Source organism: Flavobacterium sp., assembly GCF_044349645.1.
Lineage (GTDB): Bacteria > Bacteroidota > Bacteroidia > Flavobacteriales > Flavobacteriaceae > Flavobacterium.
The window spans coordinates 1-21485 of sequence record NZ_JBIKQP010000033.1 but is presented as its reverse complement, the minus strand read 5'-3'; the positions used below and the strand labels follow the sequence as shown (position 1 = coordinate 21485).

Here is a 21485-nt window from a genome sequence, read left to right as displayed (position 1 = left end):
TGAAGCGTTCGGTTTTTCAACCTTGTTTAGAATTGTATCCAATGGCAGAATGGAACTTGATGATGAATAAAATCAACAAGTTGAACCGATTTGTGAAAAAGAATAATGATTTTATCCGTCGTTTTACCGCTGGTGTTAAAGTGGTAGAAATAGACGCTTTAGGTAGATTATTAGTACCTAAAGATTTGGTTGCCTTTGCATCAATTTCCAAAGATTTGGTGCTTTCTTCAGCAGTTAATATAGTTGAAATTTGGGATAAAGATTTGTATGAAAATTTCATTTCTAATGATGAAGTTGACTTTGCAGATTTAGCAGAAGAGGTAATGGGTAATGTAAATGATGATGAAAATGGAATATCATAATCCTGTTTTATTAAAAGAATCTGTTGACGGACTAGATATTAAACCTGACGGAATTTATGTAGATGTGACTTTTGGAGGTGGTGGTCATTCGAGAGAAATCTTGAGTAGGTTAGGTCCTAACGGTAGATTGTATGCTTTCGATCAAGATGAAGATGCGCTTGCGAATTCAATTGATGACGAGCGATTTGTTTTGATAAACGAGAATTTTCGATTCATAAAAAGATTTTTACGATTTAACAATGTAAAAAGCGTTGATGGAATTTTAGGTGATTTAGGAGTTTCATCTCACCAATTTGATGTTGCTGAACGTGGTTTTTCGACTCGTTTTGAAGGAGAATTGGACATGAGAATGAGTCAAAAGCAAGATCTAAATGCCTATAAGGTAGTCAACGAATACGATGAAGAAAATTTGAGACGAGTATTTCTTGATTATGGTGAATTAAAAAATGCTCCGGTAATAGCTCGAGTGATTATTGAAGCACGTGATTTTGAACCCATAAGAAATACGGAACAGTTGAAAGTAGTTCTTGGGCGTTTTTTACAAGCGCATAAAAGTCATAAGATATTGGCTCAAATGTATCAAGCAATACGAATTGAAGTCAACCAAGAAATGGAGGTTTTAAAGGAGTTTTTAGAGCAATCTCTAGAAATATTGAAGCCAGGCGGAAGATTAAGTGTTATTTCTTACCATTCATTGGAAGACAGATTGGTAAAAAGAATTATGAAAAATGGAATGTTTGAAGGTGAACCAGAACGCGATTTCTTCGGAAATTTTTCGGTTCCTTTTAAAACAATTGGGAAATTAATAGTTCCCGATTTTCAAGAAATAAAAAGCAACAACAGAGCAAGAAGTGCAAAATTGAGAATTGCGGAAAAAAAGTAATAAATGAAAAACGGTGTTTACAGCATATTAAAAGCAAGATTTTTAATCAACGAAGAAGCGAACGCAGCAAAAAATTGGCGCTTCATCGTTTTTTTGATTCTTCTTGCAATAATTATGATTGCAAACAATAATAATGTTGATCAAAAAGTATTTAAAATAGTTCAATTATCGGGAGAGGTAAAAGAGTTGCGTTCAGAATTTGTTGATCGACGTTCAGAATTAATGAAATTGAAAATGGAATCGACGGTAACTGAAAAAATGGCGGTTAAAGGAATTTTACCTGCATCAGTTCCACCGGTTAAAGTAATTATAAAGGAAAAAGAAGAAAAAGGGTTTTTTAAAAATCTATGGTAGAGAATAATAAAAATATCATCCTAAGAATTTATGTAGTTGCAGTTGTCATCTTTTTTATGGCGCTTGCAATTGTATTAAAAATAACAAATATCCAATGGGTAGAGGGAGATTCTTTGCGCAAATTAGCGAATAAGCATTCCATTCAAAACTTTGTTATCCCAGCAAATAAAGGAAATATTTATTCTGCAGATGGTAGCTTATTAGCTACATCAATTCCAAATTACAATATTCGATTTGATGCTTTAGCTCCTAATGATAAAGATTTTCACAAGAATATAAAACCTTTGTCTGATTCATTAGCGGTACTATTTAATAAACCAAGTAATTATTTCCATTCAGAATTAACAAGAGCAAGAACGAGTGGCAACAGATTTTACTTGTTAGCCAAAGATTTGAGCTACACTCAATACATGAAAATTAAAAAATTTCCACTTTTCAAATTGGGAATATATAGAGGAGGAATTATTGTAGATCAACAAGTGGTTAGAAAACATCCTATAGGCGAAATTGCCTCCAGAACTATTGGATATGAGCGTATTACACCTGAAGGGTTGCCTGACGGAAAAGGAATTGAATGGGCTTTTAGAAAGTACTTAAACGGTAAAGACGGGAAAGTATTAAAACAAAAAATTGCAAAAGGGCAATGGAAACCTATTCGTGATGTGAATGAAGTGGAGCCACAAGATGGATATGATATCATTTCTACTCTTGATGTGTACATACAAGATATTGCACACCATGCTTTAATGGACCAACTTTTAAAATTCAAAGCTGAACATGGATGCGTTGTAGTTATGGAAACCAAAACAGGTTATATAAAAGCAATATCAAATTTAGGTAGAATTGCTGAAAATACTTATGCTGAAACTACAAATTATGCTATTCAAGAATCTCATGAACCAGGTTCTACTTATAAATTAGCCGATATGATGGCGCTTTTAGAAGATAAAAAAGTGGATACAAGTACAGTATTTAATACGAATGGTGGATTAATGATGATAGAAGGGAGAAGAGTAAAAGATTCTCATGATGGAGGTTACGGAACAATCTCTTTGGCAAAAGGATTTGAGAAATCTTCAAATACGGTGTTAGTACAAGCCGTTTATAATAATTATAAAAAAAATCCGTCACAATTTGTGAATCATTTAAATGCTTTCGGATTAAATAAACCATTGGGATTGTCAATTCAAGGTGAAGGAATTCCAAGAGTTCCTCAACCTACAGATAAGAGTTGGTCACCGATGTCATTGCCTTCAATGGCTTTTGGTTACGAAGTTTCTATAACCCCTTTACAAACATTAACATTCTATAATTCTGTAGCAAATAATGGTGAAATGGTAAAACCACAATTCGTTTCTGAAATTAAAGAATGGAATAAAACAATCAAAAAATTCGATAAAATAGTAATGAATCCTAAGATTTGTTCTAATGCTACTCTTTTAAAATTGAGAGCTGTTCTAGAAAATGTTGTTAAACGTGGAACTGCAAAAGACCTTTACTCAAAAGATTTTTCGTTTGCAGGAAAAACAGGAACGGCTCAAGCCAATTATGGATCAAATGGGGGTGCTGACAAGCATTATATTTCCTCATTTGTAGGTTATTTTCCTGCAGAAAACCCTAAATATTCTTGCATTGTAGTGGTTCACAAACCAGATACTTCTACCAATCAATATTACGGAGCTGATGTGGCTGGTCCTGTTTTTACCAGAATTGCTCAAAAAATATTTACAGATTCTCCTACAAAAAATATAGTGAAAAATTTAGAATTGAAAAATTCAAATCAAGAAAAAAACTATTCAGATTACTATAAAAAAGCACAGGAAAAAAAGAATGTAATTCCAAATTTAAAAGGAATGTCAGGAATGGATGCAGTGGCTTTACTAGGGAATTTAAAAGTGAAAGTAAAAGTAATTGGGGTTGGAAAAGTTAAAAAACAATCTTTAAACCCAGGCGAAGCAATAAAAAGTGATACAATTATAACATTAGAATTATCGTGATTAATTTAAAAGACATACTTTGGAAAGTAGCAATTGAAGCCGTTCATGGTTCAACAGATGTTGCTATTGAAAAAATGGAATTTGATTCTCGAAAAGTTTCTGAGAACGATGTCTTTATTGCTATTCGCGGAACAATTTCTGACGGACATGAATTTATAGAAACAGCTATTAATAAAGGTGCAATTGCTATTATTTGTGATAGTTTTCCTGAGATTATAGTTTCTGGTGTTACTTACATAAAAGTGAATGATACCAATAAAGCAATGGCTTTTATGGCTGCTAATTATTTTGATAATCCTTCTCAAAAATTAAAATTAATTGGAATTACAGGAACCAACGGCAAAACAACAATTGCTTCTTTATTGTTTCAATTATTTCAAAAAGCAGGTTTTAAAACAGGACTGCTTTCCACAGTAAAAATTGTTGTTGATACAAATGAATATAAGGCAACTCACACTACACCTGATTCTATTTCGATAAATTATTTTTTAAATGAAATGGTAAATGCAGGAGTTCAATACTGTTTTATGGAAGTGAGTTCTCATGGAATTCACCAAAAACGAACTGAAGGTTTGCATTTTACAGGAGGAGTTTTTACTAATTTGTCACACGACCATTTAGATTATCATGCTACCTTTTCTGAATACCGAGATGTAAAAAAATCATTCTTCGATTATTTACCTAAAACTGCTTTTGCATTATCAAATATTGATGATAAAAACGGTCCTGTAATGTTACAAAATACAAATGCAAGAAAATTGACTTATGCTTTAAAAACCTATGCTGATTATAAAGCACAAATTTTAGAAAATCAGTTGTCTGGTTTGTTATTAAAAATCAATGATAATGAAGTTTGGGTTCGTTTAATTGGAACTTTTAATGCCTACAATTTACTTGCTATTTATGGTACAGCAGTTGAATTGGGAATGGAATCATTAGAAATACTTCGATTATTATCGGAGTTAGAAAGTGTATCAGGTAGATTTCAATACATTATTTCCAATGGTAAAATAACAGCCATTGTTGATTACGCTCACACTCCAGATGCTTTAGAAAATGTATTGAAAACCATCAATGATATTCGAACAAAAAACGAACAATTAATTACTGTTGTGGGTTGTGGAGGTGATAGAGACAAAACAAAAAGACCAGTAATGGCTGGAATTGCAGCTGATTTAAGTGACAAAATTATCATTACATCTGATAATCCAAGAACGGAGAATCCTGAAACTATTATTGAAGAAATGGAGGCTGGCGTTGCTCCTCATAATTATAAAAAAACAGTTTCTATAGTAGATAGAAAACAAGCAATAAAAACAGCATGTCAATTGGCTCAAGCCAATGATATTATCCTAATTGCAGGAAAAGGACATGAAACCTATCAAGAAATTAATGGAGTTCGCCATGATTTTGACGATATGAAAATTGTAAAAGAAATGTTAGATCAATTGAACAAATAAACGAAACTATGTTATACTATTTATTTGAATACCTTAATAAAGCATTAAATATTCCGGGTACCGGAGTGTTTCAATATATAACTTTTAGATCAGCACTAGCATTAATTTTATCATTATTGATTTCAACTATTTTCGGAAAGAGAATAATCAATTTCTTGAGAAACCAACAAGTAGGAGAAACGGTTCGAGAACTTGGTCTGGAAGGACAATCACAAAAAGCTGGAACGCCAACAATGGGTGGTATAATAATAATTATAGCCACTTTAATCCCAGTTTTATTATTGACAAAATTGAATAATATCTACATTATCCTATTAATTGTAACCACAATTTGGATGGGAACAATTGGTTTTATTGATGATTATATTAAAATTTTCAAGAAAGACAAAGAAGGTTTAAAGGGTATTTTTAAAGTTATAGGACAAGTAGGGTTGGGAATAATCGTAGGCTCTGTTTTGTATTTACACCCAGATGTAACAATTAGGAAAGAAACCAATTATAAAGCTCCAATGGTGCAAACTGAAAATGTAATTCAGCAAGCGCCAGTTGAAGAAAAATCGACTGCAACAACAATTCCGTTTTTTAAGAATAATGAATTTGATTATGCAGAAATACTTGCTTGGACAGGTGATGGATATGAAAAATGGGCTTGGTTAATCTTTATTCCATTTGTAATATTCATTATTACTGCAGTTTCAAACGGGGCCAATCTAACCGATGGAATTGATGGTTTAGCCGCAGGAACTTCAGCAATATCAGTGCTCGCATTGGCAATATTCACATTTGTATCAGGAAATATCGTTTTTTCAAATTATTTGAACATCATGTATATCCCAGATTCAGGAGAAATGACTGTTTTTATTGCGGCATTTATTGGAGCGCTAGTTGGATTTTTATGGTATAATTCGTATCCGGCTTCAGTATTCATGGGTGATACAGGAAGTTTAACTATTGGAGCTATAATAGCTGTTTTGGCAATCTCTGTTCGAAAAGAGATGCTTATTCCATTATTGTGTGGTATTTTCTTAGCAGAGAATTTTTCAGTAGTACTTCAAGTAGCTTATTTCAAATACACGAAAAAACGTTTTGGTGAAGGAAGACGAATATTTTTAATGTCCCCGTTACATCACCACTATCAGAAAAAAGGCTATCACGAAAGTAAAATTGTAACCCGATTTTGGATTGTAGGAATATTATTGGCAATACTTTCAATTGTCACATTGAAATTAAGATAATATGAGATTGGTCATACTTGGTGGTGGCGAAAGCGGTGTTGGAACCGCAATCCTAGGAAAGAAAGAAGGATACGATGTTTTTGTTTCTGATTTTGGGAAAATAAAACAAAATTATAAAGACGTTCTTAATAAATACGGAATAATTTGGGAAGAAGAAAAGCATACAGAAGAGTCGATTCTAAATGCCGATGTGGTGATGAAAAGTCCTGGAATTCCTGAAAAGTCCCCGATTGTAAAATTACTTGTTGCAAAAAATATTCCAGTAATTTCTGAAATTGAGTTTGCAGCTCCATTTACAAAAGCAAAAACGATTGGTATTACAGGTAGTAATGGAAAAACAACAACTACAATGTTAACCTATCATTTGCTAAAATCGGCAGGGCTAAATGTTGGTCTAGGAGGAAATATTGGAAGAAGCTTTGCTTGGCAAGTTGCAGAGGACAATTACGATGTCTACGTGCTGGAATTAAGCAGTTTTCAATTGGACGGCATCATAAATTACAAGCCTGAAATTGCAATTATAACCAATATTAGCCCAGATCATTTAGATCGATATGAATATAAATATGAGAACTATATAGCTTCAAAATTTAGAATTACAATGAATCAAACAGAAAATAATTTTTTGATTTATGATGCAGATGATGAAGCAATGAATGAATGGTTTAAAACAAATAAAACGAAAGCACAATTAATTCCTTTTTCAATTTCAAAAGCAGTTGAAAACGGAGCATTTTTAAAAGATAATATTATGGAAATCAACATCAACCAAGAAGAATTTGTAATGGAAACGCAGTACATTGCATTAGAAGGAAAACACAACATGAAAAACGCAATGGCAGCAACTTCGGTCGCGAAATTGATGCAAATACGTAAGCAAACCATTCGTGAAAGTTTGTCGAATTTTCAAGGAGTGGAACACCGTTTAGAAAAAGTACTTAAAATCCAAAACGTGCAATACATAAACGATTCTAAGGCAACCAATGTTAACGCAACTTTCTTTGCTTTGGATAGCATGAACACACCTACAGTATGGATTGTTGGTGGTGTTGATAAAGGAAATGATTATTCAGAATTGATGTCTTTAGTTCATGAAAAAGTGAAAGCAATTATTTGTCTTGGTGTTGATAACAAGAAAATTATCGATTCTTTCGGAAATATTGTAGACATGATGATCGAAGTAACTAGCATGAAAGATGCTGTTACCATGTCACAACGATTAGCGGAAAAAGGAGATACAGTGCTTTTATCACCAGCTTGCGCAAGTTTCGATTTGTTCGAAAACTATGAAGATAGAGGGAATCAATTTAAAAATGCAGTGCAACATTTGTAATATTTTATGATTTCAGAATTAAGATTTCAGATTTAATTATCGGAATCGTCTTAAAATGATAACATATGAATTCAGAATTATAAATCTTTTATATTAAATCAAAAATTAAAAATCAGTTTTGAAAGAACTAATAAACAATTTAAAAGGAGATAAAGTAATATGGACATTCGTGGCCCTATTAGCTTTGTTTTCGTTTATGCCTGTTTTTAGTGCAAGTAGTAATTTGGCTTTTACCAATGGCGGTGACGGAAATACGATAAGTTATTTGCTAACGCATTTAGCTCATATTTTCATGGGTTTCTTAATAATTTATGGAGTTCACAAAATCCCATATCACTATTTCAGACCCATTTCAAAAATTGCTCTGCCAATTGTTTGGTTACTTTTGGTCTATACTTTGGTTAAAGGAACTGTTATCGCTGGTGCAAATGCAAGTCGCTGGATCAAAGTGCCATTCATTGGAATTACGTTTCAAACATCGACTTTTGCTTTCGTAATATTAATGATTTTTGTTGCGAGATTTCTCTCAAGAAAAACAGAAGAACCGGTATCTTTTAAATCTTCATTTTTAGATTTATGGATTCCAGTATTTATTACTTTAGGTTTAATTCTTCCAGCTAATTTTTCTACCACAGCGCTTATTTTTGCGATGGTAATTATGTTAACATTTGTTGGGAATTATCCGTTGAAATATATAGGAGTTATTATCGGTTCGGGGATTGTTTTTCTTTTGTTTTTTATAATATTATCAAAAGCTTTTCCAGATTCAAAATTTTTTAACAGGGTAGGAACGTGGTCAAGTAGAATTGAAAATTATACCTCAAATAAACCTGGCGAAGACGATTATCAAATTAAAAATGCCAAAATAGCCATTGCAACAGGAGGAATATATGGGCTAGGACCTGGAAAAAGCGTACAAAAAAATGTGCTTCCGCAATCGTCCTCCGACTTTATTTTTGCAATTATCGTTGAAGAATATGGATTAATTGGTGGATTGTTGGTGTTGAGTTTGTATTTACTTCTCTTCTTTAGATTTATCGTTGCAGCTCATAAAGCAAATACGTTGTTTGGAAAATTAGTGGTCGTCGGACTCGGTTTTCCAATGATATTTCAAGCGCTAATCAATATGGGAGTAGCGGTTGAATTGTTGCCTGTTACTGGACAAACATTACCGTTAATAAGTAGTGGCGGTAGCTCAATTTGGATGACTTGTGTATCTCTTGGAATAATTATTGGGGTAACCAAAAAAGAGGAAGAAATAGCTCTAGAACAAAGTGAAGCTGAAAAAAGAGAACAGATTTTACAAAAAATGATTGACGAGCAGATAGAAAAAGAAAATGCGATTGAGCAAGAAGAAATAATAGAAAGCGACAATTATTCCATACAAGACGCTTCAGAAAATCCTATGGAACCAGTTTTGAAAAAGAAATAAAATAATGGGAAATCATAAATTCATAATTAGCGGTGGCGGAACTGGGGGGCATATTTACCCAGCAATTGCTATTGCAAATGAATTAACAGCACGTTTTCCAAAAGCAGAATTTTTATTTGTTGGCGCTCAAGATAAAATGGAAATGCAAAAAGTCCCACAAGCAGGTTATGCTATTAAAGGACTATGGATTGCTGGTTTACAAAGAAAATTAACATTGCAAAATTTACTTTTTCCAGTAAAACTAGTAAGTAGTTTGTGGAAATCAAGAGCTATTATTAAGAGCTTTAAACCTGATGTAGTAATTGGTACAGGAGGATTTGCTTCAGGGCCTTTATTGCAAATGGCGAATTCTTTAAATATTCCAACATTAATTCAAGAGCAAAATTCCTATCCTGGGATTACCAATAAATTACTGAGTAAAAAAGCCAATAAGATTTGTGTGGCTTACGAAAATTTAGAACGTTTTTTTCCAATAGAAAAGATTATTCTAACTGGAAATCCCGTTCGCCAAGATTTAATTGATATCGATAGTAAAAGAGAGGAAGCAATTCAATATTTCAATTTGAATCCATCCAAAAAAACACTTCTAATATTAGGAGGTAGTTTGGGCGCAAGAAGAGTGAACCAATTAATTGAAAAAGAACTCGATTTTTTTGCTTTACAAAATATGCAAATTATCTGGCAATGTGGCAAATTTTATTTGGATGAATATAAAAAATACAATTCCGATTTTATTCAAGTTTTGGCTTTTATAGATCGAATGGATTTGGTTTATGCCGCTGCTGATTTTGTGATTTCAAGAGCGGGAGCGTCATCGGTTTCTGAGTTGAGTATTGTGGGAAAACCTGTAATTTTCATTCCATCGCCAAATGTTGCTGAAGACCATCAAACCAAAAATGCAAAATCGATAGTAGATAAAAATGGGGCGTTGATGATTAAAGAAAGTGAATTGGATGAAAATTTTAATTCCGTTTTTAGCGATTTAGTAGCTAATCAAAATTTGCAAAAGCAACTTTCTGAGAATATAAAAAAGTTAGCTAAAGTGAATGCGACCAATGATATTGTTGATGAAATTGTGAAACTCATAAAATAAATACAATCCAGTAAAATGAACTTAAACCAAATACATAACGTCTATTTCATTGGAATCGGAGGAATCGGAATGAGTGCATTAGCGCGCTATTTCAAGTCCATCGGGAAAAATGTATCTGGTTATGATAAAACCGAAACTGAACTTACAAATGAATTAATAGAGAGTGGAATCGACGTTCATTATAAAGATGAAATTAGTCTAATTCCAACAGATTATTTTATCGAAAATACACTAGTTGTGATTACTCCAGCCGTTCCAACAACCCATTCTCAATGGAATTATTTTCTAGAAAGAGAATTTGTTGTTAAAAAAAGAGCAGAAGTATTGGGATTAATTACTAAAGATACTTTTTGTTTTGCAGTGGCAGGAACACACGGTAAAACAACAACGTCAAGTATTTTAGGTCATATATTATATCAAAGTGGCGCTGACGTTACTTCGTTTTTGGGCGGAATTGTAGAAAATTACAATTCGAATTTAATAGGAACTGGAAAAACAATAACGTTGGTTGAAGCCGATGAATTTGATCGTTCTTTCTTGCATTTGTATCCAAATATTGCTTGTGTAACGTCTATGGATGCTGATCATTTAGATATTTATGGTGATAGTGCAGCAATTGAAGCTTCATTTTTGGAATTTGCAAATAAAATTAAAGATAAAAGTCAGCTATTCATTGCTAAAAACTTGGACCTTGAAGGAGTAACGGTTGCTGTAAATGATATTGCTGATTATAAAGCCTTTAATGTTCGAATTGATAATGGAAATTATGTTTTTGATGTGCAAACACCAACGGAAGTAATCTCTAATTTACAATTTGGATTACCAGGCAAACACAATTTGACTAATGCACTGATGGCATTGGCAATGGCTAAAACATTTGGAACTTCTAATGAGGAAATTGCAACAGCTTTAAAATCATTTAAAGGAATAAAAAGAAGGTTCTCCTATCAAATAAAAGAATCGAGTTTAGTTTACATCGATGATTATGCCCACCATCCAACAGAAATTGATGCTGTTTATCAAGCCGTTTCTGAATTGTATCCGAATCAAAAAGTGCTGGCTATTTTTCAACCGCATCTTTTTAGTAGAACGAAGGACTTTGCCAGTGGATTTGCAAAGAGTCTTTCTAAATTCGATGAAGTTTTATTGTTAGATATATATCCAGCTAGAGAATTGCCAATTGAAGGAATCACCTCGAGTTGGCTTTTAGATAAAATGACCAATGAGCATAAAAAAGTAGTTTCAAAAACGGATTTGATTGCTCAAATTTTGAAAAGTGAAGCTAAAATTATTGTTACAATTGGAGCAGGAGATATTGGAGAATTAGTGCCATCAATTAAGCAAGCATTGCAAAAAAATAATTTATAAAATAGGAATAACAAGAAACATACTTATTTAGATTTAAAATGGAAAAAGAGACTAGAAAAAATATTTGGATAAACGCAAGATTGATTTTGATGATCATTGTGGTTATTTTTCTATTTTCTTTCTCGGCAAAACGAAATTCGGATCGAAAAATCAAAAAAACGGAGGTGATTTTTGTTGGAAATGAGGAACTTTTTATCACTCACGAAACGGTTAATAAATTGTTAATAGAAAAAAATCAGAGTGTGCAAAAACCTCAAAAAGTTGCGGTAGATTTGAACAAATTGGAAAATTCTCTCGACAATTATAACATGATTGAAAAATCGGAAGTGTTTATAAGTATAGATGGAGTGTTAAAAGCATTTGTAAAACAGAAGTCACCAATAGCAAGGGTTTTCAGTGAAAATGAATCCTTTTATTTTGATTATCAAGGGAATAAAATGCCGTTATCTGAAAATTTTACGGCGAGAGTTCCGTTAGTTTCAGGCGAAATAAATGATGAAAACAGCAAAGATTTAAATAAATTATTTCGATTTATTTATGACGATGATTTTTTGAAAAAAAACATAATTGGAATAGAAATTTTGCCAACTGGAGCGATAATTATGTCCAATAGAAATTATAATTATAAAATAGATTTTGGCAGAACGATAAATGTGGAGTCAAAATTCAAAAATTATAAGGCATTTTTTCAAAAAGCAGAGGCAGATAGTTCGTTAGTAAAATATAAAAAAATAAATCTTAGGTTTACTCAGCAAGTCGTTTGTACAAAAAAATAGGTTATGGAAAAAGAGAACATTGCAGTTGGATTAGACATTGGGACAACCAAAATTGTCGCAATGATTGGTAAGAAAAATGAATACGGGAAATTGGAGATTCTAGGTGTTGGAAAATCCAAAAGCCTAGGTGTGAAGAGAGGTGTTGTAGATAATATTACACAAACTATCCAATCGATTCAACTAGCTGTAAAAGACGCTGAAGCAAATTCAGGTTACAAAATTAAAGACGTAGTTGTGGGAATTGCTGGACAACACATCCGTAGTATTCAACATAGCGATTATATCAGTAGAAGTAATGCTGAAGAGGTTATTGGAGATAAAGATATTGATCTATTAATCAATCAAGTTCATAAGTTAGCGATGTTACCTGGGGAAGAAATCATCCATGTTTTACCTCAAGAATTCAAAATTGACGGTCAATCGGAAATAAAAGAACCGATTGGAATGTGTGGTGGCCGTCTAGAATCTAGTTTTCACGTGGTGGTGGGACAAGCGTCTTCAATTAGAAATATTGGAAGATGCATTCAAAGTTCAGGAATTGAATTGTCAGGGTTAACCCTTGAACCATTAGCATCTGCTGACGCAGTATTGAGCCAAGAAGAAAAAGAAGCTGGAGTAGCTTTGATTGATATTGGGGGTGGAACTACGGATTTAGCCATTTTCAAAGATGGTATTATTCGCCACACTGCCGTAATTCCTTTTGGAGGAAATGTGATTACAGACGACATCAAGGAAGGCTGTTCTATCATTGAAAAACAAGCGGAATTATTGAAAGTTAAATTTGGATCGGCTTGGCCAGGTGAAAATAAAGACAACGAGATTGTTTCTATTCCTGGACTTCGAGGTAGAGAGCCAAAAGAAATTTCTTTGAAAAACTTGTCTAAAATAATTCATGCACGAGTGGTAGAAATTATCGAGCAAGTATTTGCAGAAATTAAAGCTTACGGACACGAAGATCCAAGACGCAAATTGATTGCGGGAATTGTATTAACTGGTGGTGGAGCGCAATTGAAACACATCAAACAACTGGTTGAATACATTACTGGAATGGATACAAGAATTGGATATCCAAACGAGCATTTAGCTGGAGATTCAGACGAAGAAATTTCAAGTCCATTGTACGCAACAGCGGTTGGATTAGTAATGAATTCAATTGAAAATAACTCTCAAAGCGCTGTTAAAGTTACCTTTTCTGCACCAGAGAAAGTAAATGTTTATAGAGCTCCTGTTGAGCAAGTTCAAGAAGTTGAAGAAGTTCCAGAAATTGAAATGGAAGCGGAAAAAGAAGTTGAAATTGAATTGCCAAAGCAGCCAGAATCAACGGAAACGAAAATAAGAAAATCATTTTTTGATAAGTATGTCGATAAAATTAAAGAGTTTTTAGACAACGCAGAATAACAAAAGAATTCCCTTTTTACTTGATGCAGTAAAAAGATAAAATATAGAATAATTAATAATGTTAAAAGACCAATATTATGATGAGCAACTCAGATTTTGGAAGTATATCATTTGATTTACCAAAAAACCAATCAAATGTAATTAAAGTAATCGGCGTTGGTGGCGGCGGAAGTAACGCGATCAACCACATGTTTAAGCAAGGTATCAAAGGCGTTGATTTTATCGTTTGTAATACCGATTCTCAAGCCCTTGAAAACAGTGCTGTACCAAACAAAATTCAACTTGGGGTTACCCTAACTGAAGGTTTGGGAGCGGGTGCTAATCCAGATGTGGGACAACAATCGGCTATTGAAAGCATTAGCGAAATTGAAAAGATGTTAGACAGCAATACCAAAATGGTTTTCATTACCGCAGGAATGGGTGGTGGAACAGGTACAGGTGCTGCGCCAGTAATTGCTCAATTGGCGAAAGATAGAGGAATTTTAACTGTTGGAATCGTAACAAAACCATTCCAATTTGAAGGTAAAGTAAGATACGAACAAGCTTTAATAGGGGTAGAAAAATTAAGAAAACAAGTAGATTCTTTAATTGTCATCAATAATAATAAATTAAGAGAAGTATACGGAAACTTAGGTTTCAAAGCAGGTTTCTCTAAAGCTGACGAAGTGTTAGCAACTGCATCTAGAGGAATTGCTGAAGTAATTACGCACCACTACACTCAAAATATCGATTTAAAAGACGCCAAAACGGTATTGTCTGATAGTGGAACCGCTATTATGGGATCTGCAGTTGCAAGCGGTGAGAACAGAGCTAAAGAAGCAATTATAGCTGCACTAGATTCTCCACTTTTAGACGACAATAAAATTACAGGTGCCAAAAACGTATTGTTGCTTATCGTTTCTGGAACTAGCGAAATCACTATAGATGAAATCGGAGAAATTAACGACCACATCCAAACAGAAGCAGGTTTCAACGCTAATATTATCATGGGGGTTGGTGACGACGAATCTCTTGGTGAAGACATTGCAGTTACCATAATCGCTACAGGATTTAATATCGAACAACAAAATGGTATTGTAAATACAGAGCCTAAGAAGATCATTCACACACTTGGAACGGAACAAAAATTAGTTCAAGATTTATCAAGTAATAAAGAAATTCCAAGCTTCGATTTCTCAACATTCGAAACTGCAACTCCTCAAAAAGAAGAGAAAATCATATTCGAATTAATCGAAGACGAAGTAGAGTTTGATATCGTTGCTGAAACTCCTGCAGAAGTTTTTGAAACTCCAATAATGGAAACACCTGTTGTAGAGACCCCTAAAGCGGAAACTCCAACGTTCACTATGGACTTGGTTCCAACATCAGAATTCTTAAAAAATTTAGAAGTTACTTTCGAAATTGTTGCTCCAGATTTAGATCAAGATTACTATTTTTCAGCTCCGGAAGTAAACGAAATTGTAGTCAATTCAATTCAACCAATATTCGAAAAAGAAGAACAAATTACCTTCTCATTTGATTTACCAATTGAGAAAAAAGAAACTCCTAAAAGTGAAGATATCTTATTTCAATTAACTGAAGAAACTAAAAATATCTTTGTAAATGAGCCTGTTCAGTTTGTTCCAATGACCGAATTAAGTGAAGCCGGAATTGTGAAATATTCTTTAGAAGAGTTCATGGATGTTGAAAATAAATTGTCGAATTCTAAACCTGTAGAAGCAGTAATCGAAGAGCCAATAGCTGAAGAATTAAACATCACTGTGAAAGAGGTAGAAATGACTTCAAACCACAATCCATTTGTAGAAGAAATTTCTCCAATGGAAATGACAATCGAAGAATCAGCTAAAATTATTGCAGATGAAAGAAGAAGAAAGTTGAAAGAATTTAATTATAAATTTCATAACAACCCTTCAAGAGTTGAAGAATTAGAGAAAGAACCTGCCTACAAAAGATCGGGTGTTGACCTTGCAGCTCCTCAACAAAACAATTCAAATTCAAGAATGTCATTTGGTACCGATAGTAACAATGACAACCAATTGAGAAGCAATAATTCTTTTTTACATGACAATGTAGATTAATTATTTAAATAATAAATTTGAAATAACCCGAAAATTATCTTGATTTTCGGGTTATTTTTTTGATCAAATTTAATCTTCAGATCACAATTTGCCACTTCTAAATTTGTTGCGAGATCAATTAATATTCTCTAAATTTGTAGGGCCTTAATCCAGCTGTCCGTTACAAGTTTTATGTCTAAAATGGTTTTTTATAAGGCCCTAAAAGAGCTTCTAAAGTCGCTTTTTAAACCCAATAAAAATACATTTTCTCCATAAAAGCTTTTCACTACCATCTGGGGCAATACGATTCAACAATTAAATGAAATAACAATTTAACAATAGAACATATGAGTTTATCAGTACAATTATTGGACGAAATAAAAACCGCAATGCGTGCAAAAGACACTATTGCCTTGGAAGCACTACGTGCCATTAAATCGGAAATTTTGTTAGCACAAACAGCCTCAGGAAACAAAGAAGAAATCTCTGAAGCCGACGAAATTAAATTGTTGCAAAAATTGGTTAAAACCAGAAAAGACAGTGCAAAAATCTTTACAGAACAAAATCGTATGGATCTAGCTGAACCAGAATTAGCGCAAATTGCAGTAATAGAAAAATTCCTACCAGCACAATTAAGCGAAGAAGAAGTAGAAGCCGTAATTGCTAAAATTATTGCAGAAACAGGCGCGTCTGGAATTGCTTCTATGGGAAAAGTAATGGGAATAGCCTCAGCACAACTTGGTGGAACTGCTGAAGGAAAAACCATTTCAACAATAGTTAAGAAATTACTGGTTTAGATTTTTTTAAATCTATAATTTTAAATCAATAATGGCTGCGTAGTTCAACTGGATAGAATATCAGATTTCGGCTCTGAGGGTTGGGGGTTCGAATCCCTTCGCGGTCACATAAACCAAAAGCCTCTAGAGAAACCTAGAGGTTTTTTTATGATATTAGTTAAGTAATTTTATATAGTTTAAGAATTAAATAAGATAAATTTTTAGATTAACTTTTTTCCAAAATACATATTAAAACTTACCTTTGTAATTAAAATAATTTCATTTATTTTCGATGAAAAAATACTTTTTAGTACTATTTTTTATTCCTTTATTTACTTTCTCTCAATCCAATTTTGAGAAAGCAGAAAAACTATTTAATCAAGAAAAGTATGCTTTGGCAAAGCCACTTTTTGAAATCGAACTTAAAGATTCTCCTAACTTTTTAAAATCTGTTGAGTACCTCGGTGATATTTCAATTCATTTAAACAATTTGGACAAAGCTATTTCCTATTATCAATTGCTAATTAAATTAAAACCTAATGAAGCTAATTTTTATTATAAGTATGGAGGTGCATTGGGTTTAAAATCGCAAGCGGGAGGAAAATGGGTTGCCATTCGTTTGATTGGCGATATGAAGAGCTCATTTGAGAAAGCTATTAGTTTGAAACCAAATCATCTTGAGGCACGTTGGGCAATGATTGAATATTATCTGCAAGTACCGGGGCTTTTTGGAGGAAGTGAAAAAAAAGCGCAAAATTATGCCAACCAATTAATGACACTTTCAATAGTTGATGGTTATTTGGCTCGAGGAAAAATAGATGAATTTTTTGAACGTATTAAAAGCGCGGAGAAAAATTATCTTAAAGCCATTCAAATGGGTGGCTATAAAACAACTTATGATCGGCTTAAAGCACTTTATAAAGTTAAACTTTTGCAGTCTGTAAAAGCCAGCAATCTTATTGAGGAATACCAAGAAAAAATCAAGTCATAAAATAGGTACATACATTCTATTTCCATTAGCAACAGCTATATATACACTTTATTTGAAAATAAGTCAATAGTCTTCATAAAAAAAGTCCAAGATTTCTCTTGGACTTTTTTATGAATTAAGTTTAAAATTAAATCGATGTCATTTTCTTCAAATCGGCAATAGTCAGAGTTGGGTTTTCCGCTTTGAAAACATAATTACCCGCTACCAAAACATCAGCGCCAGCTTGTACTAATTGAACGGCATTTTTATTGGTAACCCCACCGTCAATTTCGATTATGGTTGAAGCGCCTTTTTTATGTATTAATGCTTTTAGTTTTTCAATTTTTGAATAGGTATTTTCAATAAACGACTGACCGCCAAAACCTGGATTAACACTCATCAAACAAACCATATCTATATCGTTTATTACATCTTCCAACAAATCGATATTAGTATGTGGATTTAATGCAACTCCTGCTTTCATTCCCTCGGCTTTTATAGCTTGTAAAGTTCGGTGTAAATGAGTGCACGCTTCGTAGTGTACGGTTAAAATATCTGCTCCTAAATCTTTAAAAGTTTTAATGTAACGATCAGGATCTATAATCATTAAGTGAACATCAATTGTTTTTTTAGCATGTTTGGAAATTGCTTCTAAAACAGGCATTCCAAAAGATATATTTGGAACAAAAACGCCATCCATTATATCAATGTGAAACCAATCGGCGTCACTTGAATTAATCATTTCGATATCGCGTTGTAAGTTGGCGAAATCGGCAGCAAGAACAGATGGGGCAATAAGTGTATTTTTCATTTTTGTAGTGTTGTTTGTGCAAAAGTAATTAAATTAAAAAAACTCCGAAAGTGATTTCGGAGTTTTGATATTAAGATTAAATTATCCTAAATAAGTTTTCAAGATTTTACTTCTTGAAGTATGTTTCAATCTACGGATTGCTTTTTCTTTAATTTGACGAACACGCTCACGAGTTAAATCGAAAGTTTCTCCAATTTCTTCTAATGTCATCGGGTGTTGATCACCTAAACCAAAATACAAACGCACTACATCGGCTTCTCTTGGAGTTAATGTTTCTAATGAGCGCTCAATTTCTGTACGTAAAGATTCTTGAATTAATTCACGATCTGGATTTGGCGATTCTCCTGAACGCAATACATCATAAAGGTTAGAATCTTCTCCTTCAACTAAAGGCGCATCCATTGACAAGTGACGACCAGAATTTTTCATAGATTCTTTTACATCGTTTACTGTCATGTCTAATTCCTTAGCAATTTCTTCAGCTGTAGGCGGTCTTTCGTTAGATTGCTCTAATAAAGCATACATTTTATTGATTTTATTGATAGAACCAATTTTATTTAAAGGCAAACGAACGATACGAGATTGTTCTGCCAAAGCTTGTAAAATAGATTGACGAATCCACCATACGGCATAAGAAATGAATTTGAAACCACGAGTTTCATCAAAACGCTGTGCTGCTTTTATTAAACCTAAATTTCCTTCGTTAATTAAATCGGGAAGTGTTAAACCTTGATTTTGGTATTGTTTCGCAACAGAAACTACGAAACGTAAATTGGCTTTTGTTAATTTTTCAAGGGCTACTTGATCTCCAGCTTTTATTCGTTGTGCTAATTCTACCTCTTCGTCCGCGGTAATCAAATCAACTTTTCCAATTTCTTGTAAATATTTGTCTAACGATGCGGTTTCACGATTGGTAACCTGCTTGGTAATTTTAAGTTGTCTCATAATTTCTAGCCCTCATTTTAGGTGTTGAGTAAGTTATACGTAGTAACCTCCAAAAAAGTTACAATAAATTGGAATTATTTTTGAAAATAAATAAAACCCCCAATTTAACTGAATAAATTGGGGGTTTATTTTGCAAATTAATTTGCTGTTTTATTAAGATTCTCTAGGAGGTCTTGGTAATAAAGCTTTTCTAGAAACTTTTTCTTTCTTAGTTTTAGGATCAATTCCTAAGTATTTCACTTGGAATACATCACCCATATTTACTACGTCGGTTACATTTTCTGTACGTTCCCATGCCAATTCTGAAACATGAAGTAATACCTCATTTCCTGGAGCAGATGTATATTCTACAACAGCACCAAAATCAAGCATTTTTATTACTTTCACTTCATAAGCTTCGTTTATTTGTGGCTTAAATGTGATTGAATCTATTTTAGCTAATACCGCTGCAATTCCAGCAGGATCAGTTCCTAAAATTTCAACAACACCTTGCTCATCAACTTCATTAATAACAATTGTAGTTCCTGTTGCTTTTTGTAATTCTTGAATTACTTTTCCACCAGGTCCAATCAACGCTCCGATAAAGTTGCCAGGAATAGTTCTAGTGATAATTTTTGGAGCATACTCTTTAACATCCTCTTTTGGAGCAGGTAAAGTAGCTGTTAAAATATCAAGAATGTGCAAACGTCCATCACGAGCTTGAGCTAATGCTTGCTCCATAATTTCATATTTCAATCCGTCAATTTTGATGTCCATTTGACAAGCTGTAATTCCTTCTGAAGTTCCAGTTACCTTGAAATCCATATCTCCTAAGTGATCTTCATCTCCTAAAATATCAGATAATACTGCGAAACGTTCTCCGTCAGTAATTAATCCCATTGCAATTCCAGATACTGGACGAATCATTTGAATTCCGGCATCCATTAATGATAAAGTTCCCGCACAAACTGTTGCCATTGAAGACGAACCATTCGATTCTAATACTTCAGAAACAACACGAATTGTATAAGGACAATCAGCTGGAATCATGTTTTTTAACGCTCTTTGCGCTAAGTTTCCGTGTCCAACTTCTCTTCTTGAAGTTCCTCTTAGTGGACGCGCTTCACCTGTTGAGAATGGAGGGAAATTATAGTGCAAGTAGAATTTTTCTTCTCCTTGTTCAGATGGAGAATCGATTTGGTTGGCTTCTCTTGAAGTTCCCAATGTAGCTGTTGCTAATGCTTGAGTTTCTCCACGAGTAAACAATGCCGATCCGTGAACTGATGGTAAATAATCAATTTCACACCAAATTGGTCTGATTTCAGTTGTTTTTCTACCGTCTAAACGAGTTCCTAAATCTAAAGTTACATTGCGTACCGCTTCTTTATTTACTTTGTAAAAATATTTAGAAACTAAATCGCCATTTTCTGCTAATTCTTCTTCAGTAAACAACGCTTTTACTTCTTCTTTTACTTCGTCAAATGCTGCTGAACGTTCGTGTTTTGCTGAACCTTTACTTGCAATAGCATAGATTTTATCGTAAGCTGCAGCTTTTACTTTAGCATAAATAGTCTCATCAGATTTTTCTTGCTCGTAAGTACGAACTTCTTTTTTACCGAATGCTTTTGCTAATCTTTCTTGAGCTGCAATTTGAACTTTAATATGTTCGTGAGCAAATTTAATTGCTTCTACCATTTCTTTTTCTGAAATTTCTTTCATTTCACCTTCTACCATTGCGATAGAATCAGTTGAAGCTCCAATCATCATATCGATATCAGATAATTCTAATTGAGCACGAGATGGATTGATTACAAATTTGCCATCAATTCTTCCAACTCTAGCTTCTGAAATTAAAGTTTCAAATGGGATGTCAGACAATGCTAATGCGGCTGAAGCTGCTAATCCTGCTAATGCATCTGGCATCACATCGTCATCATGTGACATTAATTGAATCATCACTTGCACTTCTGCATGATAATCACTTGGAAAAAGCGGACGTAAAACACGGTCAACTAATCTCATTGTTAGCACTTCGCTATCACTTGGACGCGCTTCTCTTTTAAAGAAACCTCCTGGGAAACGACCTGCTGCAGCAAATTTTTCACGATAATCTACCGTTAATGGTAAAAAATCAATACCTGGACTTGCTTTTTTTGCGGCTACTACTGTTCCTAAAATAACAGTTTTACCAATTCTTACTACTACAGAACCATCAGCTTGTTTTGCTAATCTTCCTGTCTCGATTGTGATGCTTCT

General features: G+C 33.4%; 18 protein-coding genes and 1 tRNA gene. 16 read left to right on the top strand and 3 right to left on the bottom strand.

Annotated elements, in window-relative coordinates; genetic code table 11:
• From AC9UFV_RS07570 to AC9UFV_RS07495, 16 genes are all read left to right on the top strand, one after another.
• Positions 1-362, top strand: a 362-nt coding sequence (locus AC9UFV_RS07570) for a division/cell wall cluster transcriptional repressor MraZ (protein ID WP_509574472.1), incomplete at its 5' end; no start/stop codon positions are given.
• Positions 337-1245 carry a 16S rRNA (cytosine(1402)-N(4))-methyltransferase RsmH gene (rsmH, locus tag AC9UFV_RS07565; RefSeq protein ID WP_509574469.1) on the top strand — a complete coding sequence of 303 codons (909 nt, stop codon included), beginning with the start codon at positions 337-339 and terminating at the stop codon, positions 1243-1245. The genes AC9UFV_RS07570 and rsmH, both read left to right, overlap by 26 nt.
• A 3-nt stretch (positions 1246-1248) precedes the next feature.
• On the top strand, positions 1249-1599 hold the full coding sequence (locus AC9UFV_RS07560; protein WP_509574466.1) for an FtsL-like putative cell division protein: 351 nt from the start codon (positions 1249-1251) through the stop codon (positions 1597-1599).
• Entirely contained in the window at positions 1593-3596 is a 2004-nt protein-coding gene (locus AC9UFV_RS07555) for a PASTA domain-containing penicillin-binding protein (RefSeq protein ID WP_509574463.1), read from the top strand. Before AC9UFV_RS07560 ends, AC9UFV_RS07555 begins: the two co-directional genes overlap by 7 nt.
• The gene (locus AC9UFV_RS07550) at positions 3596-5056 is read left to right on the top strand and encodes a UDP-N-acetylmuramoyl-L-alanyl-D-glutamate--2,6-diaminopimelate ligase (protein WP_509574475.1); all 1461 of its coding nucleotides are present in this window, start codon (positions 3596-3598) and stop codon (positions 5054-5056) included. The genes AC9UFV_RS07555 and AC9UFV_RS07550 overlap by 1 nt, the downstream gene beginning before the upstream one ends.
• Positions 5057-5064: 8 nt before the next feature.
• A complete protein-coding gene (gene mraY / locus AC9UFV_RS07545; RefSeq protein WP_509574460.1) occupies positions 5065-6291 on the top strand; it encodes a phospho-N-acetylmuramoyl-pentapeptide-transferase in 1227 nt (408 codons plus the stop codon).
• 1 nt (position 6292) lies between these two features.
• Positions 6293-7624, top strand: coding sequence for a UDP-N-acetylmuramoyl-L-alanine--D-glutamate ligase (murD, locus tag AC9UFV_RS07540; RefSeq protein WP_509574457.1), 1332 nt, complete (start codon positions 6293-6295; stop codon positions 7622-7624).
• Positions 7625-7742: 118 nt separating this feature from the next.
• Positions 7743-9056 carry an FtsW/RodA/SpoVE family cell cycle protein gene (locus tag AC9UFV_RS07535; RefSeq protein WP_509574454.1) on the top strand — a complete coding sequence of 438 codons (1314 nt, stop codon included), beginning with the start codon at positions 7743-7745 and terminating at the stop codon, positions 9054-9056.
• A gap of 4 nt (positions 9057-9060) precedes the next feature.
• Positions 9061-10149: an undecaprenyldiphospho-muramoylpentapeptide beta-N-acetylglucosaminyltransferase gene (murG, locus tag AC9UFV_RS07530; protein ID WP_509574451.1), complete on the top strand. Its 1089-nt coding sequence runs from the start codon at positions 9061-9063 to the stop codon at positions 10147-10149.
• A gap of 15 nt (positions 10150-10164) precedes the next feature.
• Entirely contained in the window at positions 10165-11517 is a 1353-nt protein-coding gene (gene murC / locus AC9UFV_RS07525; protein WP_509574448.1) for a UDP-N-acetylmuramate--L-alanine ligase, read from the top strand.
• Between the two features lie 38 nt (positions 11518-11555).
• A complete protein-coding gene (locus AC9UFV_RS07520) occupies positions 11556-12293 on the top strand; it encodes a cell division protein FtsQ/DivIB (protein WP_509574445.1) in 738 nt (245 codons plus the stop codon).
• Between the two features lie 3 nt (positions 12294-12296).
• Complete coding sequence (ftsA, locus tag AC9UFV_RS07515; protein WP_509574443.1) at positions 12297-13691, top strand: cell division protein FtsA; 1395 nt, start codon at positions 12297-12299, stop codon at positions 13689-13691.
• A 77-nt stretch (positions 13692-13768) separates the two neighbouring features.
• Positions 13769-15769 (top strand): cell division protein FtsZ, encoded by a 2001-nt coding sequence (gene ftsZ, locus AC9UFV_RS07510; protein ID WP_509574441.1) that lies wholly within the window; start codon positions 13769-13771, stop codon positions 15767-15769.
• A gap of 326 nt (positions 15770-16095) precedes the next feature.
• A complete protein-coding gene (locus AC9UFV_RS07505; RefSeq protein WP_509574439.1) occupies positions 16096-16545 on the top strand; it encodes a GatB/YqeY domain-containing protein in 450 nt (149 codons plus the stop codon).
• A 33-nt stretch (positions 16546-16578) separates the two neighbouring features.
• Positions 16579-16652 (top strand) — tRNA-Arg (locus tag AC9UFV_RS07500).
• Between the two features lie 164 nt (positions 16653-16816).
• Positions 16817-17515, top strand: a complete 699-nt coding sequence (locus tag AC9UFV_RS07495; RefSeq protein ID WP_509574437.1) for a tetratricopeptide repeat protein — start codon at positions 16817-16819, stop codon at positions 17513-17515.
• Positions 17516-17642: 127 nt separating this feature from the next.
• On the opposite strand, the gene rpe is transcribed toward AC9UFV_RS07495, so the two are convergent.
• From rpe to AC9UFV_RS07480, 3 genes are all read right to left on the bottom strand, one after another.
• The gene (rpe, locus tag AC9UFV_RS07490; protein ID WP_509574435.1) at positions 17643-18305 is read right to left on the bottom strand and encodes a ribulose-phosphate 3-epimerase; all 663 of its coding nucleotides are present in this window, start codon (positions 18303-18305) and stop codon (positions 17643-17645) included.
• 81 nt (positions 18306-18386) lie between these two features.
• Positions 18387-19250, bottom strand: a complete 864-nt coding sequence (locus AC9UFV_RS07485; RefSeq protein WP_509522333.1) for a sigma-70 family RNA polymerase sigma factor — start codon at positions 19248-19250, stop codon at positions 18387-18389.
• 153 nt (positions 19251-19403) lie between these two features.
• Positions 19404-21485 (bottom strand): polyribonucleotide nucleotidyltransferase (locus tag AC9UFV_RS07480; protein ID WP_509574433.1); only part of this gene is annotated, 2082 nt, incomplete at its 5' end.